The sequence below is a fragment of the Streptacidiphilus sp. EB103A genome, from assembly GCF_041261405.1.
GTDB lineage: Bacteria > Actinomycetota > Actinomycetes > Streptomycetales > Streptomycetaceae > Streptacidiphilus.
On record NZ_JBGCAQ010000004.1, the window covers coordinates 334109 to 350895 of the forward strand.

The following is a 16787-nucleotide window of genomic DNA, read 5'->3' on the forward strand; positions in this document are numbered from 1 at the left end:
GCTAGTTGCCCTTCATTGCCATGGCGAAGCTGTTGCCGATGTGGTCGACGAAGGCCGAGGGGACGACCGGCAGGATCCAGGGGTCGCTGGTGTCCCGGATGCTGGCGATCTCCTCGCCGACCTGGTCGATCGTCCAGGACGGCTGGTACACCCCGACCGTCTCGGCGACGAAGGCCCTGGCCACCCGGCCGGCCATGGTCACCAGCAGCTCCCCGCTGATCGAGCAGGACTCATGGGCCAGCCAGCCCACCGCCGGCGCCGTCAACTCCGGGCCCATCGGCGGGTACGCCGAGGTGTCGATCCCCTCGGCCATCCTGGTCAGCGCGCCTGGAGCGATGATGTTGCTCTTCACACCATGCGCCGCCCCCTCCAGCGCGACCACATGGGAAAGCCCGATCACCCCCGCCTTCGCCGCGCTGTAGTTGGCGACCTCGTGGTTGCCGTACAGCCCCCCGATCGACGAGGTCAGCACCACCCGGCCGTACCCCGCCTCGCACATCAGCGGGAAGGCCGGCCGGACCACATGGAAGGCGCCCCGCAGATGGACGTCCAAGACCGCGTCGAAGTCCTCGTACGTCATCTCCGCCAGCGGCGCCCGCCGGACGTTTCCGGCGTTGTGGATCAGGATGTCGATCCGGCCGAAGGCGTCGATCGCCGACTGGACGATCGCCTGCCCGCCCGCCGCCGTCGCGACCGACTCGGTGCAGGCGACGGCCTCGCCCCCGGCCGCCTTGATCTCCTGGACCACTTCCTCCGCCGGACCGCTGTCGACCCCCTCGCCGGTCAGACCGAAACCCGGGTCGTTGACGACGACCTTGGCACCCTTCGAACCGAGCAGCAGGGCGTAAGCACGCCCCAACCCCCGTCCGGCTCCGGTGATCACGGCCACGCGACCGTCAAATCTCAGCTCAGGCATCGGCGGGCATTCCCTCCAGGGCGAGGCCGGCCATGTCCCCCGCGTCGCGCCAGGACTGCAGCAGGTCCTCGAAGACGTAGAAGCCGGGCCAGTAGGGGTCGCCGAGATGCGACCGGATCTGCTGCTCGCCCTCGTTGTTGTAGTAACCGGGCGTGCACTCGCGCTGGAAGTTGGTGTTGTCGACCGCGCTCTCCTTGACGGTCGTGCACCACCCCTCCTGAGCCTCCGGCGTGGGTTCCACGGTCGACGCACCGCGCGCCACGGTCTCCTTGATGATGTAGGCGATGTGGTCGGCCTGCTGCTCGAACATCGCGGTGGTGCTGGCGGTCACGCCGCCCTGGATGAACCCGGTGAAGAACTGGTTGGGGAAGCCGTGGCTCATGGTGCCGTGCAGGGTGCGGTAGCCGTCGGCCCAGTGGTCGTAGAGCGACAGGCCGTGGCGGCCGGTGTACGGCGCGATGCCGAGGCGACGGTCCAGATCCGTGGTGATCTCGAAGCCGCTGGCGAAGATGATGCAGTCGACCTCGTGCTCGACGCCGTCGGCGATGATGCCCTTCGCGGTGATGCGCTCGACGCCCTTGGTTCCCGACACGTCGACCAGCGTGACGTTCGGACGGTTGAAGGTCGGCAGGTACGCGTCGCTGAAGCACGGCCGCTTGCAGAGGAAGCGGTAGTAGGGCTTCAGCGCCTCCGCCGTCTCCGGGTCGTCGACGATCTCGTCGATGCGGTCCCGCAACCGCTGCATCGCCCGGTAGTCCTGTTCCTCCCTCAGCTCCATGAACTTCTCGGGGTCCATCAGCGCGGCCCAGCCGTCAGTCGCGTCCAGATGCGCGGCCAGGTTGCGGCTGACCTCGGTCCAGCCGTCGCAGACGATGTCCGGCTGGCCCGGGCCGAAGGCCTCGAAAGCCGCCGTGTGGAAGTTGCGCTGGATCTCCTTCTGCCAGCCCGGCTTGAGCGTTTTCACCCACTCGGGATCGGTCGGCACGTCGCCGCGCTCGTCGATGTACGACGGCGTCCGCTGGAAGACGTACAGGTGCTCGGCGGAGCGGGCCAGATGCGGGATGATCTGGACGCCGCTCGCGCCCGTGCCGATGACGGCGACCCGCTTGCCGGCGAGTCTGTCCAGCCCGCCCTTGATGTCGCCGCCGGTGTACTCGTAGTCCCAGCGCGCCGAGTGGAAGGTGTGTCCCTGGAAGTCCGTGATCCCCGGAATCCCGGGCAGCTTCGGCCGGTTGAACGGCCCCTGGCACATGACCACGAAGCGGGCCCGGATCTCGTCGCCCCGATTGGTGCCGATCCGCCAGCGCTTGATCTCCTCGTCCCATTCCAGCGAGCGGATCAGGGTACTGAAGAGCGCGTTGTCGTAGAGGCCGAAGTGCTTCGCCATGCGCTGGCAGTGCTCGAAGACCTCGTCCCCCATCGCGTACTTCTGCTTCGGGATGTACCCGACCTCTTCGAGCAGCGGCAGGTAGCAGGTGCTGTCCACGTCGCACTGGATGCCGGGGTAGCGGTTCCAGTACCAGGCGCCGCCGAAGTCGCCGGCCTGCTCGATGACCCGCAGGCTGGAGACGCCGGTCTGCTTGACCCGGGCTGCGGCGATGAGACCGGAGAGGCCGCCGCCGAGGACCGCGACGTCGATGGACTCCGAGATCGGCGGTCGCGGCTCGACCGGCGTGTACGGGTCGCTCTCGTAGAACTCCTCGAACTCGCCTTCGGCCACCAGGTACTGCTGCTGTCCTTCGGGGCGGATCCGCTTGTCCCGCTCCAGCAGGTACTTGGTTCTGAGGGCCTCGTGGTCGATCTCGGGTGTCCGTGTCGGTGCGCATTTCTGCATGCGAAGTCCTCGGTTCGGGTGGGCTGTCAGCTGAGGTCGCGCGGTGCGCCGGTACCCATGTACCTGGCCAGGTTGTGGTGCAGGTTCACGATGCTGCGCTCGCGGTAGGGGTTGGGCTTGGGGCCGGTGAATCCCCGCGCCTTCATGCCCCTCTGGACCGCGGCCATGTTGGAGAAGTCCTGCGGCAGGACGGTGCGCCAGGCCGGGTCGCCCACCGGTGTGAACTCCCACTCCGTCTGCGGCTCCTGGCCCTCCGGGTAGAGCTCGTACACGGCGGCCTCGAAGATGCACTTGTTCGGGTCGTAGCCGTAGGGCCGGGCGCTGTAGCAGAGCATGTTGTTCAGGGCGTGGCCGATCTGGAAGTTGGGGAAGATCTGCCAGGCGGTGCCGCTCCGGCCGATGTCCTCGGGGGCGACGGTCGGCCAGACCACGCCGCGCGCGGCGTCGTCACGCCGGGCCGAGTCCAGCCAGTGCCGCAGCACCTGGTCGGCCGGGGTCCCCTCGGGCAACTCGTCGACCAGCCGGTTCGCGGCGTCCACGAGCGTCCGGGTGGTGTTGGTGTTGGCGTTCTCCCAGGTGAAGTTCTGCAGGTCGGCCGTGGACACCCGGGGGTCGCCACCGGTGCCCAGCCGCAGCTTCGCCTGGTTCTCGTCCAGGCCCTTGGGCGCGTCGTAGCCGATGTTGCTGTGCTTGCCCTGGGCCCTGGCCCAGCCGAGGAAGCTGCCGTAGGTCATGAACTCCGGGTGGGTCTGCTGGACGTGGTAGGTCTCCATGAACGCTTCCAGGGCGGTCTTCCAGTTGCAGTCGAAGACCAGCCAACGGCGCCACCGGAAGCGCATGTTCTGCAGCTGGAACGGGTCGAGCAGGGTGGCCGCGGGTTCGAGGTAGTCCCGCAGCGGTTCGCACTCCGGGTCCAGGTTGATCCAGATCCAGCCGCCCCAGGTGTCCAGCTTCACCTCGGCCAGCCGGGTGTTCTGCTCGGTCAGCCCGCACGGCCAGTCCTCCCCCAGGGCCACCCGGGTGCACTCGCCCTCCAGGTTGTACCGCCACCCGTGGAACCCGCAGACGAACATCCTGCGGCGGCCCCGGGCGTCCCTCGCCCCCGGCGGGGTGTCGACCAGCGGACGCCCCCGGTGCGAGCAGACGTTGTAGTAGGCGCGGATGGTGTCCGCCGACGTACGCACCACGATGACCGAGTCGTCGAGGATGTCGTAGGTGAGGTAGTCACCGACCCTGGGGAGCTCCTCCACCCGGCCGACCTGCTGCCACACCTTGGCCCACAGCTTGTCCCGCTCGGCCCGGGCGTACTCCTCGGAGATGTACGCCTCGACGCCGATCGTGAGCGGCTCGGACAGCGGTTCCGACAGTGGCTCTGTTGATTCCTGAGTACTCATCACATTCTCCAACCCGCGCGTCAGTGCGTTATGGCGGCGCGGAACGACTCGTCCTTGAGGAACAGGGAGGTGTTGTCGGCGGCCAGGTGGGTCCATTTGAGGTTGAGACCGCCGTCGACCAGGACGGTCTGCCCGGTGATGTAGCTCGACAGGTCGGACAGCAGGAAGAGCACCGCACCCGCCTGCTCCTCGGGGCGGCCACGCCGCCCCATGGCGATGGCGCGGCGGTCGCGTTCGGCGTCCTGGTCGACGTAGGTGCCCGAGGCCGGGGTCTCGGTCACGCCGGGCGCGACGGCGTTCACCCGGATGTTGTCCCCGGCCAGTTCGACGGCCATGGTGCGCGTCGTCGCCACCAGCGCGGCCTTCGCCGTGCCGTAACCGATGTGCAGCGGCGCCGAGTTCATGCCGCTGATCGACGAGATCGAGACGATCGACCCTGGCCGGCCCTGCGACTTCAGCTCCGTGGCGACCGCCTGGCTCATGAAGAACATCGTCTCCAGGTTCTGGGCGAACAGGGCGCGCCAGTCCTCCCTGGTCACCCGAATCGACGGCATCCAGGTCGCGGGCGCGGCGCCGCCAGCCACGTTGACCAGCCCGTACAGCTCGCCGTCGGTCCGTCCGACCTGTTCCATCACCGCCGCGATGCCCTCGTCGGTGGAGGCGTCGGCGGCGACCGGGACGACGGAGAGGCCCTCCGCCGCCAGCGGCCCGATGTGCTGGTCTAGGTTCTCCTTGGAGCGGCTCACCGCGATCACGGTCGCCCCGGCGCGGGCGGCCATACTCGTCACCGTGGTGCCGATACCACCGCCGCCGGCGCCGGAGACGATGACGATGCGTCCGTCGAGACGGAGCAGGTCCTTACTCATTCCCGGCCTCAACTCTCCTGCAGGCGAAGGGCCATGACGCTGCCTTCGGCGTCGGCGGAGAGGTAGAGCGTGCCGTCGGGTCCGGCGGCGATGCCGGAGAAGGGTCCCTGCGGCCCGGAGAACGGCGGCAGTCCTCGGAGCGGCTTGGGGGTCACCCCGGGCGGTGCGCCCACCGGCAGCTCGCGGGCGATGGTCTGCCGGACCTTGGTCGCGAGATCGACGGCGACCAGGGTCTTGGCGCCGGCGTCGACGATGTACAACTGCCCGTCCCGAACCAGGATGCCCTGGGGCTTGTCCAGTCCGTCCACCACCGTGTCGACGCCGACGCCGACGCCGGTGAGCGCGACGATCCTTCCGGCACCGGATTCCGAGACCAGGCATGCGCCGTCCGGGGCGAAGGCCACACCGAGCGGCTGGTTCAGTCCGGAGGCCAGCACCTCGACCCGGCCGGAGCCGACGGAGAGAACCCGTCCGGTGCCGAACTCCGCCGCCACCACGGCCCCGCCCGGGGCGACCGCCACGCCGTAAAGCTGGTCGAGACCGTCGACGAGCACCTCGCTCTCGCAGCTCGCCGGCCGGTAGCGCGAGACCTGACCGCCCGAGGTGGTGACGATGAACTCGCCCCCGCCGACGGCGGTGACCCCGCGTAGGAAGCCCGGGTAGCCGGGGGTGAAGAGCATCCCCAGGGTCTGCAGGCCGCCCTCGCCCCCGGGGCGGATCCGGTAGAAGTAGGTCCCGTCGGCGACATAGAGGTTCCCGTCGTCGCCCACGGTCATGTCCAGCGGCCAGTTGAAGCCGCCCGGCAGGGTGGTCCGGGTCTCTCCCCCGCCCAGGATCTCGGTGATCTCACCGGTGAAGTTGGAGACGAACAGCCGGTCGCCGACGAAGGTGCAGTTGTCGAGACCGGGAGTCAGCGCGGCCAGCACGGTCCGGTCGCCGTTGCGGGGATTGATGCGCAGCACCTCGCCGCTGGCCACCTGGGTGGAGACGATGAAGCCCTCGGAGTCGAACTTCACCGAGTCGGGGACGCCGAGATCCCCCGCGACCCGCTCCGGCTCGCCGCCGTCCGGATGGATCCGCCAGATGTCGTTGGTGCCCATCACCGGGTAGTACAGCATCCCGTCGGGACCGACCTCCATGGCGTTGGGCATCGCCATGTTCTCCAGCAGGATGCGCGGCGCGCCGCCGTTCGGGTCGAGCTCCATCAGCCGGCCGCCGACCCGGCATTCGTTGATGAACAGCCGGTCCTGATGCACGGTGATGCCGTTGGCGCTGGGGAGGTCGTCGCGCAGCAGCCGGGTGCGGCCGTCGGCGCCGCGCATGCTCACGCGTCCGTCCATGACCTCGGTGGCGTAGAGGTTGCCCCGGGAGTCGAAGGCCACGTCGTCGGGCGCGATGATCTCGCCACCCTTGGCGCTGATGGTCTCCAGCCGACCAGTCACCACGTCGAGTGCGCTGATCTGACTGCCGGTCACCTGCGCGACGTAGATGCGGCCGTCGGGCCCGGTGCGCAGACCGTTCGCGCCGAAGAGCCGGCTCGGCGGGGTGAGCCGTTCCAGGCTCCAGCCTTCGGCGAGGGTGATCGAGGTGCCACTGATGTATCGCGCGCCCTGCATCAACATGGCGACGCACTTCCCGCCAGGCCCAGAGGATTCATCGGTATGCGTGTTCCTCTCAACTCATGCGCCTGCGGCCGGCGCTGGAGCGGCTCGGGCCGGACGGTGGCGAAGCATCACACCGCACGGCGAGCGCCGAAGCAGGCCCAGTCCCGACCGGGCCTGCTCGGAGAATACTGTTCTGATCTTTCAGAACACAATACTCATGCTCGAAAACCTAATTCTCGCAGGATTCGTTCCCCGATGAACGAAAGGATCATCAGGTGGTACGCCAGACAGGTCACCCCGGCGCGGCCAACCTCCGCATCAGCGACGTGCCCACCCGCCTCCACGGGCCGCAGGCCAAGGCGGTGGCCGCAGGGACGCTCCACGCTTGCAACGGCAGCGTTGGGTGCAGCGCGTGACCCGCCGTCTCCCGGGCTCCGCCCGGAAAGAAGCGGCTCCGCCGCGCGACAACGGCCGGGGACGGCCCGGTCCGGCGCGGAACGTGCGGCGGGGGCGCGGGGCAGGGGCGCGGGGCAGGGCGAGTTCACCGTTTTTGGGTCACTCGACCTACTTTGGGTCACTCTTTCGACGCCATATCGGACATAGCGGGCAGAATCCGTGGGACGAGTGACCCCAAAGTAGGTCGAGTGACCCAAAAACCGGATGACCCCGGTTCAGCCGAAGCTGCCGAAGCCGCCCCGCAGGAACGTTTCGCCAACCTCACCCGTCTGAAAGGGCGCCGACCCGCCGCCCGGCAACGCACGCCCCACCGACCGCCCCCGCTCCTCGTGGTTGCCGCGAGGCGGAGCCGAGCCACCCCAGCCCCGCACGGACCGGCGTGCCCCACGGAGGCGACGGACGGTCAGCGGGAGCGAGCGCGCACCGGTCAGCCGGCCGCTGGAAGGGGGCTCGGTCGCAAGAGGGTGGCCGGGCCCGCGTCGGCGTCCGCGTCCGGGCCGCGCCCGCGTCGGCGCTGCCATGCCCCAGTACTCGCCTGTAGCGATCGACTGCCGGTCAGCCCTGCCTCCTGAAGAGCGTCTCGCTGTGCAGGATGCACTCCTCCACGAACGAAAGGATCTTCAGGTGGTACGCCAGGGAGGTCAGCCCGATGCTCAGGTTGTGGCCGCCCTCGGCCTGTTCCTCGACCACCACCCGGGGAGAGGAGGTGAACAGGGCGGCGATGTCCGCCAGCGCCGCGGGGCCGGAACGCCAGACCCGCTCGTACTCGCCGAGGGTGAAGTGCACCGGGATGCGCACCCGGGCCGCGACGTCGGGGAACTGCTGCGCCCAGTGCTCCGCCACATAGCCCTCGTACGGTGGACCTGCGGAGATGATGCGGGCGGCGCCGACGACCTCGTCCGGATAGAGGCGGGTGGGCTCCCAGATCAGGTCGCGTACGCCCCGGCCGGACCGCCTCGGCCACGACCTGTCCTGCTTCCACCCTTCCATGATCTCCACCGCGCCCTCGTGGTGGCGCGTCCCGGTGCCGGAGAGCTCCACGCCCAGCAGCTCCTTGCCGCGGTCGTCGGCCGCGACCCGGGCCGCCAGCTCGCAGCCGATCGAGTGCGCCAGCACGAACACGCCGGCCCCGCGCGGACGCGAGTCCAGCAGCCGGTCCAGCGCCGCGTAGACGAGGTCGACTCTGCGCGCGGGGTCGTCCATCTCGTCCCCGCGCTCGTAGGAACTGCCGTAGCCCGGACGGTCGAGGGCGATGACGGTGTAGCCAAGGGCGGCACCGGTCCGTAGCAGCGACTGCCGTGGCCGGTCCGGGTAGTCGAAGTAGCGCGAGGTCACCGCACCGCCGTGCAGGGCGAGGATCACCGCCTGTGGCTGCTCCACCTCCAGCTGCAGGGCTGACATGGGAATGCCGTCGACATCGACGACACGGTGCACCGGATCGGACGGCGATGAACTACTGTCGGTCAACTGTCCGCCCTGAGTAGGACCACGCCGCTGGTGGCGAGGCCGCCGGTGCTGACGACGGCGACCCGCGCGCCGTCCACCTGCCTCGGCCCGCCCTCCCCGCGCAGCTGGACCACTGCTTCCTCGAACAGCCCCAGACCATGGGTGCGGCCGTGCGAGAGCTGGCCGCCATGGGTGTTCAGCGGGAGCACGCCGTCCCTCGCGATGTTCTTGCCGCCGTCGAGGAAGTCCTTGCCCTCGCCGATCCCGCAGAAGCCCAACGCCTCGATCCAGGAAAGGCAGTTGAAGGTGAATCCGTCGTACAGCTCCGCCACGTCCACATCGGACGGGCGCAGCGAGGTGCGCGACCAGAGGTGCGCGGCCTGGCCGAGCACCTGCGGTTCATGGGTCAGCGTGCTCTGGTCCCATTCGAGCCGCTCCAGGATCTGGGTGCCGACGGCCTCCACCAGCACCGGCGGCCTGGCCAGGTCACGGGCCAGGTCCCGGGCCGCGTCCACAGCCGAGACGATCACGGCGACGGCCCCGTCGCAGGGCACGTCGCAGTCGTAGAGCCCGAACGGGGTGGTGACCGTCCTGGCCTGCAGGTAGTCGTCCATGGTCAGCGGGTCGCGGTAGACCGCCGTGGGGTTGAGCGCGGCGTTCGCCCGCTGGTTCAGCGCGATCCAGCCCAGCGTCTCGCGGGTGGTCCCGTACTGGTGGAAGTGCCGCTGGGCGTTCTGGGCCAGGGTGTGCGCGGCCGATACCGCGCCGAACGGCTTCAGCCAGCCCGCGTCCCCCGAGCCGACAGCACCCCCCTCGCCGCGGCGCAGCAGCTCGCTGTAGGTGGCCTCCCAGACGGTCCGGAAGCACAGCACATGCCGGGCCAGGCCGCCGGCGACGGCCAGCATCGCCGCGATCAACGAGCCGCCCGGACCAAAGGTCTCACCGCCGCCGTTGTACCAGCTCGGCTGGATGCCCAGGGCGGACTCCAGCGCCGTCACGCCCCCTTCGGCGAAGCCGCCGAAGGCCCCGGCGCCCGGATAGGTGGCCAGACCGTCGATGTCGTCGATGGTGAGGCCGGCGTCCGCGATCGCGCGCTCGCAGGCTGTCACCGTCAGCGACAGCGGGGGGACCATCAGTCGGCGTCCGATCTCGGAGCTGCCGATGCCGCTGATGGCGACCTTGTCCTCGAACTTCTCGGTGGTGGCCATCGGCCGTACCCGGCTGCCGAACTGATCCGGCGCCACCTCGTCTGAGGGCAACGGCGCCAACTCCCCCTCCCCGGCCGCCGGACGGAACAGCGGCAGCCACACCTCGCCGTCCTGCTGGAAGACGACCTCCATCCGCATGCCCAGTTCGAGCTGCTCGGGGTCGCACTCTACGGCGTTGGTGGTCAGCCTGACCCGGGTGTCCTCCTCGATCGCGACCTGGGCCACGACATAGGGGGCCGGCATCCCCGGCAGGCTGAACCGGTGGTTGACGGTGAACCCGATCAGCGTCGCGAAGCCGGAGACGACCCGTACCCCGCTGTCACGCCCCCGGCAGTACCGGCAGACCGGTTGCGGTGGATGGATCAGGGCCGCGCACGACCCGCACTCCTGGAACCGCAACCGGCCGTCCGCCCCGGACGTCCAGTAGAACCTGTTCGCCTCCGTCAGTTGAGGCAGTGGGCGTCCTGAGGCTTCCGACACATCGTCTCCCAGCTCAGTGCTCAGTTGTCGATCTTCGCCACGGCCCTACGGACCGTGACCGGCTCGGCGAGCCGCTGTTCGTCGCAGACCTTCTGGAGGGCGTCCAGGGTCTCGTCGAGCCCGGCCCCGAGCCTGCGGCCGGGTGTGAAGGTCGCCGGAAGGTGTCGCATGCCCTGGATCACGCCGATGGTCTCGTAGTGCTCGGCACCCTCCGGGTCGCAGGCGAAGTCCGGCATCCGGTCGAGCACCTGGGTGACCATCCGCTTGAACACCATCCGCGCCACGTTGGAGCCGATGCAGCGGTGGATGCCGAGACCGAAGCTGCTGTGCCGGTTGCCCTTGCGCTCCAGGTCGACCTGGTTGGGCTCCGGGAACACCGAGGGGTCCCGGTTGGCCATGGCCCAGGACAGCCAGAGCCGTTCGCCCTCCTTGAACCGCGTGCCGACGATCTCGCAGTCGGCGGAGAAGGTGCGTCCGTCGCCGGGCGCGGGGGCGAAGTAGCGCAGGAACTCCTCCGTGGCGGAATCCAGCAGGACGTCCCGCCCCCGGCTGAGGCGCTCCCGCTCCTGCGGGTTCTCCGAGAGCCACTCCAGCGCGTGCGCGGTGAGCGCCGTGGTGGTGTCGAAGCCGCCGCCGATGAGCAATGCCAGCACCCCGAGCAACTCGTCGTCGGGCGGGGTCTTGCCGTTGATGTCGGCCCGGACCAGCGCGTCGACCAGACCCGGGCGCGGATTCTCCCGGATCTCCACGATCGAGGCGTACAGGTCGCGTCCCATCGCCCGCTGCATCTCGGTGATCCGGGCCTGGTCGGGCGAGTTCGGCGGGGTGTAGACCGAGGCGTGGGCCGGCTCGTTGTAGACGGTCCACTTCCTGAGCGGGATGCCCATCATGGCCATCGTCAGGACGGCTGGCACCACGTTGGCGAGATCGTCGACGAAGTCGATCCGACCTTCCTCGATCCTCTCGTCGATGCTGGCCCGCACCACCTCGTCGACCAGCGGGATCCAGCGGCTGACCGCGGCCGGCGAGAGGTACGGGTTGAGCGTCTGGCGGTAGTAGCGCTGCTCGGGCGGGTCCATCTCCAGGAACCCGCCCCGGGACGACTTCGCCCGGGGCGGCGCCGGGATGCTGATGCCCTCGTACCCGCGCCGCTCGCCCTTGACGTCGTGGTCGTTCGACAGCACGTCGGCGGACCGGGCGATCTCGAAGACCTCATGGTGGCCGCTGGCCACCCAGTGGCCGTCGTAGGTCTCCGACCAGGCGATCGGACACTTGCCCTGCAGTTCCTGGGTGACCGCTTCGAACTGCTTGCGGTACTCGGGAGTGTGCCGGTCGAACCGGATCCGGTCCTTCTTGCGGTCGTCCTCGGTCATGATGGCGTCCCCGCTTTGGCCACGATGGAGATGGCCCGTTCCGGGCAGGACATGACCGCTTCGTTGACCTGGTCCTCCTGATCGGCCGGAACGTCCTCGTCGATGACCGAGGCATGGCCGTCGATCTCGCTGAGCTCGAAGATCTCCGGAGCCCGCATGGCACACAGGGTGTGCCCCTGGCAGCGATCCGGGTCGACCCGCACCTTCACGATGATTCCTCCTGCTTCACTTCAGATCGATCGGCCTACTTGACGTCTGCCATCGTCTTGCCGACGTCCGCCAGGGTGAGCGGCTTGCCGTAGGTGCCGGTGAACTTGTACGCGACGCTGTCGCAGCGGTACGCGCCGGTGTTGGGCTTGAAGTCGGCGGGGACCCAGCCCGTCGCCGTCGCCTTCTCCGCGTTGAAGCACGCCGGGGCCTTGGCGGTGGTGGTCAGGTCGACCGGTGCCTGCAGGCCTCCGCCGGTCCACGCGGTCTGCTTCATCGCGTTCTGGTACACGCAGGTACGGGTCAGCGTGGTGCAGTCCGACGCCGCGGTGGCGAAGAGCAGCCAGGTGGAGAAGGCACGCAGCGCGGGCAGGGTGAGCTGGGCTCCGGGGTCGTACTTGCTGTAGAGGTCGACGACCTGCTGGGTGGCCGGGTTGGACGCGGCCTTCTCCGGCGGGTAGACGCCGCTGATGTCGGCGAAGTTGTTCTGGGCGGAGAGTGCCGCGGAGCCGGCCAGCTTGATGAAGGCGGGGCCGTAGGCGTTGTTGTTGGTGTCGATCCAGTCGAGCTTGTAGCCGATGTTGGTGAGCACCTGCTCCAGCTTGGCCAGGCTGGCGAAGTCGCCGTTGAAGACCAGGCCCTTGACCTTCTTGCTCTTCAGGGACTGTGCGTAGGGGGTCCAGTCGGACACCCCGGTCGCCGGGTACAGGTCCGAGTAGCTGAGCTTGCCGCCCAGCGCGGGGATCTGCTCCGCCAGCTGCGCGGCGATGACCTTGGTGATCGGTGAGTCGCCGGAGATCACGCCGACCGCGTCGGCCGAGTCCGGGTATGCCTCCTTGATCAGCCAGGAGTAGAAGTCCGCGTAGGGCGCGTAGCCGACGGAGGCGCCGCCGGCGATCACCTGGAGGTCCGCTCCGGTGGACAGGATCTGGCCGGGCTGGGCCGGGAACTCGGGGAGCAGGCAGCTCAGCCGGTTCTTGACGCCCAGGTCGTCCAGGGCCGCGCTGCCGCCGACGTCGGCGAAGTCCGACTGGCAGGAGGCCAGCACCTGCTGCGCGTCCGCGAAGTACGCGGCGTCCCGGGTGACCGGCACGATCTTGCGTCCGTCGATGCCGCCGGCCGCGTTGCACCAGGCGGCGAACACCTTGGCCGCGTCCACGAGTTCGGGGTTCTTGGTGAAGCCCATGTCGGTGAAGACGCCGAGCTTGATCTCGGTCGCGGTAACGCCCTGCGAGGTCGAACTCGTGGGCGTACCGGGCTTGCAGACGTTCTTCAGAGTGCCGAAGTCCGCCTGGGAGGCGGCAGCGGACGAAGCGCCGGCGGCGGTCGCGGTGGCACTGTTGCTTGCTGTGGTGTTGGAGCGGGAGGCACAGCCGGCCATCGCCAGCGTGGTGACAAGCACCCCGACGGACAGACATCTCAGGCGTCTCATACGGCTCATGCGGACTCTCCTAGATAATTTGCTCTCGGAATTCACGGTGATCACGTGACTGCGCCCGCCGCCTTGAGCGCGATGATGCGGTCCCAGTCCAGGCCGAGCTCCTGGAGGATCTCCTCGGTCTGGGCGGCGAATTCGGGGGCCGGGCCCAGTTGCGGGGCGCTGACGTCGAACTGCACCGGGCTGGCGGCCAGTTCGAGCTCTCCGGCCTGCAGCACGTACTCGTTGGCCCGTACCTGCGCGTCACCGGCCACCTGCAGCGAGTCCTGGACCGGGGCCCAGGGCCCGGACAGGGTGGCGAAGCGCTCGCTCCACTGCGCCAGGGTGCGGGTGGCGATGACCTCCCGAAGGATCTTGACGGCCTCTTCGGTGTTGGCGCCGATCAGTTCGACGGTCGCGAAGCGCGGGTCCTCGGCCAGCTCGGGACGGTCGATGTGGCGGCAGAACTCGGCCCAGAACTTGCCCGGTTGGAGCAGGGCCAGGGTGAGGTGGTAGCCGTCGGAGGTGGTGTAGATGCCGGACAGCGGATTGGTCGGCGAACCGTGGCCGCCCAGCACCGCGGCGACGAACGGCTTGTCGAGGTGGAGCGAGAGGGCGATCCCGTGGCCCATGGCCCACACCCCGCTGCCGAGCAGGGAGACGTCCACGATCGACGGCTCCCCGGTGCGCTCGCGCTTGAGCAGCGCGGCGGCGATCCCGCCGGCGAGGTTGGTGCCGGAGATGGTGTCCCCGAACGCGGGCACCGGCGGATTGACCACACCGTCCGTGCCCTTGGGAGTGAGGCTGGCGGCGATGCCGGCGCGGGCCCAGAAGGCGGTGCTGTCGTAGCCGCCCTTCTCCGACTCCGCTCCGCGCGGACCGAGCGCGCTTCCCCTGGCGTAGATGATCCGGGGGTTCACCGCACGGACGTCGTCGACGTCGAAGCCCAGCTTGCGCCGGCCCTGGGGCAGGAAGCTGGTCAGGAACACGTCCGCCTGGCGGATCAGGTCGTGCAGCACCTCCCTGCCCTCGGGCTTGGACATGTCCAGGCCGATGCTGCGCTTGCCGCGGTTGGCGTGCTCGACATTGGGGTTGGGGTCACCCTCGACCTTGAAGGTGCCGGTCTGCCGCAGCCCGCGCTGCGGGTCGCCGGTGACGGCGTGCTCGACCTTGATGACGTCCGCGCCCCAGTCGGCGAGCACCGCGCCCGCCGACGGGACGAAGCCGTACATCGCGACCTCCAGGACGCGGATGCCTTCCAGCGGCCTCATGACGAGGCCGCCTCTGCGGCCGGGAGCACCGTCGCGAAGGACTTGTACTCCAGGAACTCCTCCAGCCCGGCCACGCCGCTCTCGCGGCCGATGCCCGACTGCTTGTAGCCGCCGAAGGGCACGTCGGCCGCGAAGTAGTTGCCGCCGTTGATGCTGAAGGTGCCGGTGCGGATCCGGCGGGCCAGCCCGACGGCCCGCTCCTCGTCGCGGCTCTGGATCCCGCCGGACAGGCCGAAGATCGAGTTGTTGGCGATGCGCACGGCATCGTCGTCGTCGTCGAAGGGGATCACCGCGAGCACCGGTCCGAAGACCTCGTCCTGCGCGATCTCGCTGTCCGGGTCCACGTTGCCGAGCAGGGTCGGGGTGTAGAAGAAACCGGGGTCGACCTTCTCGCCTCCGGTGACCAGTGTGGCGCCGGCCTCGACGGCCCGCTTGACCATGCTGTCGACCCTGTCCCGCTGCCGCTCGCTGATCAGCGGGCCGGCGAAGGTCTTGATGTCGGTGGGGTCGCCGAGGGTGACCCGGCCGAGGTTGGCCGCCACCTTCGCCACGATCTCGTCGTGGTGTTGCCTGGGCACCAGCAGCCGGGAGGTGAGCGCGCAGCCCTGCCCCGAGTGGGAGCAGATGGTGAAGGCCGAGAACATGGTGGCGGTGTCGAAGTCGGCGTCATCGAGGATGATCATGGCGGACTTGCCGCCGAGCTCCAGGAAGAGCTTCTTGATGGTGGTGCTGGCCGCGGCCATGATCCGGCGGCCGGTGGCGGTGGAGCCGGTGAAGCTCACCATGTCGACGTCGGGGTGGGTGGTGAGCAGCTCGCCGACCTCGACCGCGGAGGAGGTCAGCACGTTCACCACGCCGGGCGGGATGTCGGTGTGCTCGGCGATCAGCTCGCCGAGGAACAGCGTGGTCAACGGGGTGTCAGGGGCGCCCTTGAGGACCACCGTGCAGCCGGCCGCCAGCGAGGGGGCGAGCTTGGCGAGAGCGAGCTGGTTGGGGTAGTTGTACGCGGTGATCCCCGCGACGACCCCGACCGCCTCCTTCTCCACCCAGCGGCGGTGGCGCTGGCCGCGGATCTCCCGCTCGCCGAGCTCCTCGGTCAGCGGGTACTTGCGCAGCAGGTCGGCGTAGTAGCGAACCAGCTTGACCGGGTCCTCCAGCTGGGGGCCGTAGGTGAGCATCCGCGGCGCTCCGACCTCGGCGATGGTCAGCTCGCGCAGCTCCTCCAGATGGTCCGTCAGCGCCTGGTGCAGCTGGTCCAGGCAGCGGATGCGCAGCTGTACGTCGGTGGCCCAGGCGGTGGTGTCGAAGGCCCGGCGGGCGGCCTCGACGGCGGCCTCGGCGTGGGCGAGCGTGGCGTCCGGGGCCTGGTCGAGCACCTCGCCGGTGGCGGGGTTGAGCGAGGGGAAGGACTTCTCGGTCGCGACGAGCCTGCCGTCGATGAGCAGACGCTTCACAGCCGCACCAACTGTCCGCCGTCCACGCTCACGACCTGCCCGGTCAGCCAGCTCGCGGCGTCCGAGAGCAGGAACAGCACGGTGTTCGCCATGTCCTCCGGCGTGCCCATCCGCTTCAGGGCCAGGCCCTGGACCATCTGGGTCCGGTACGCCTCCGGCACGATGCTGCGGGTGGCGTCGGTGTCGGTGGGGCCCGGCGCGATCCCGTTCACCCGGATGTTGCGGCCGCCCAGCTCCATGGCGAGCGAGGCGGTCAGGTGGTTGATCCCGGCCTTGGCCAGCCCGTAGTAGCCGCTCGCCATCCAGGCGGCGGTGGACGACTGGTTGACGATCGCCCCGCCGTCGGTCATGTGCGGGGCGACGGCGCGGGTGACGTACAGCGCGCCCATCAGGTTCACCTGGAGGAACCGGGTGAGGTAGTCGAGCGGGACCGTCAGGAGCCCGTCCCGCCGCATGCTGTGGAAGATCGCCGCGTTGTTCACCAGGTAGTCGATGCGGCCGAACTCCGCGGTCACCGCGGCGGCCAGTGCCTCGGCGGATTCGGGGTCGGCCACGTCCACCTTGACGTAGAGCGCCCCGTCGATCTCCTTGGCCACGCGCTGGCCCTGCTCCTCGTTCAGCTCGGCCACCACCACCCGGGCGCCCTCGGCGGCCAGCGCCCGGGCGTAGCCCTCGCCGATCCCCTGCCCAGCGCCGGTGACGATGGCTACCTTGTCCTGGAACCGCATCCTGCCTCCTTGCTCGGATATTGCGGAAACTACATTCTCTCCACGCGCAAAGCAACCGTCTGGCAACGAGAATGTAATCTACGCTGGTAGCGCCGCCGGACGCGCCCAAGCAGCCGGACGCGGCCACCCGAGG

13 protein-coding genes are annotated in these 16787 nt (G+C 69.4%); all 13 read right to left on the reverse strand.

Features of this window, described 5'->3' with window-relative positions; translation table 11 throughout:
- Position 1: 1 nt before the first annotated feature.
- The 13 genes from ABH941_RS08800 to ABH941_RS08860 all read right to left on the reverse strand — a co-directional run bounded on the left by ABH941_RS08800 (position 2) and on the right by ABH941_RS08860 (position 16654).
- Positions 2–916: an SDR family NAD(P)-dependent oxidoreductase gene (locus ABH941_RS08800; protein ID WP_370128064.1), complete on the reverse strand. Its 915-nt coding sequence runs from the start codon at positions 914–916 to the stop codon at positions 2–4.
- Positions 909–2750 (reverse strand): flavin-containing monooxygenase, encoded by a 1842-nt coding sequence (locus ABH941_RS08805; protein ID WP_370128065.1) that lies wholly within the window; start codon positions 2748–2750, stop codon positions 909–911. The genes ABH941_RS08800 and ABH941_RS08805 overlap by 8 nt, the downstream gene beginning before the upstream one ends.
- Positions 2751–2776: 26 nt before the next feature.
- On the reverse strand, positions 2777–4144 hold the full coding sequence (locus ABH941_RS08810) for an SRPBCC family protein (protein ID WP_370128066.1): 1368 nt from the start codon (positions 4142–4144) through the stop codon (positions 2777–2779).
- A 20-nt stretch (positions 4145–4164) separates the two neighbouring features.
- Complete coding sequence (locus ABH941_RS08815) at positions 4165–5010, reverse strand: SDR family NAD(P)-dependent oxidoreductase (RefSeq protein WP_370128067.1); 846 nt, start codon at positions 5008–5010, stop codon at positions 4165–4167.
- 8 nt (positions 5011–5018) lie between these two features.
- Positions 5019–6632, reverse strand: coding sequence for an SMP-30/gluconolactonase/LRE family protein (locus ABH941_RS08820; protein WP_370128068.1), 1614 nt, complete (start codon positions 6630–6632; stop codon positions 5019–5021).
- Between the two features lie 993 nt (positions 6633–7625).
- Positions 7626–8471 carry an alpha/beta hydrolase gene (locus tag ABH941_RS08825; RefSeq protein WP_370128069.1) on the reverse strand — a complete coding sequence of 282 codons (846 nt, stop codon included), beginning with the start codon at positions 8469–8471 and terminating at the stop codon, positions 7626–7628.
- A gap of 62 nt (positions 8472–8533) precedes the next feature.
- Positions 8534–10204 (reverse strand): OB-fold domain-containing protein, encoded by a 1671-nt coding sequence (locus tag ABH941_RS08830; RefSeq protein ID WP_370128070.1) that lies wholly within the window; start codon positions 10202–10204, stop codon positions 8534–8536.
- A 20-nt stretch (positions 10205–10224) separates the two neighbouring features.
- Complete coding sequence (locus ABH941_RS08835) at positions 10225–11577, reverse strand: cytochrome P450 (protein ID WP_370128071.1); 1353 nt, start codon at positions 11575–11577, stop codon at positions 10225–10227.
- Positions 11574–11786 carry a ferredoxin gene (locus ABH941_RS08840; protein WP_370128072.1) on the reverse strand — a complete coding sequence of 71 codons (213 nt, stop codon included), beginning with the start codon at positions 11784–11786 and terminating at the stop codon, positions 11574–11576. The genes ABH941_RS08835 and ABH941_RS08840 overlap by 4 nt, the downstream gene beginning before the upstream one ends.
- Positions 11787–11821: 35 nt before the next feature.
- On the reverse strand, positions 11822–13225 hold the full coding sequence (locus ABH941_RS08845) for an ABC transporter substrate-binding protein (protein ID WP_370128073.1): 1404 nt from the start codon (positions 13223–13225) through the stop codon (positions 11822–11824).
- A gap of 41 nt (positions 13226–13266) precedes the next feature.
- Positions 13267–14472, reverse strand: coding sequence for a CaiB/BaiF CoA transferase family protein (locus ABH941_RS08850; RefSeq protein ID WP_370128074.1), 1206 nt, complete (start codon positions 14470–14472; stop codon positions 13267–13269).
- Complete coding sequence (locus ABH941_RS08855) at positions 14469–15926, reverse strand: aldehyde dehydrogenase family protein (RefSeq protein WP_370128075.1); 1458 nt, start codon at positions 15924–15926, stop codon at positions 14469–14471. Before ABH941_RS08855 ends, ABH941_RS08850 begins: the two co-directional genes overlap by 4 nt.
- Positions 15923–16654: an SDR family oxidoreductase gene (locus ABH941_RS08860; RefSeq protein WP_370128076.1), complete on the reverse strand. Its 732-nt coding sequence runs from the start codon at positions 16652–16654 to the stop codon at positions 15923–15925. The genes ABH941_RS08855 and ABH941_RS08860 overlap by 4 nt, the downstream gene beginning before the upstream one ends.
- Positions 16655–16787 lie beyond the last annotated feature (133 nt).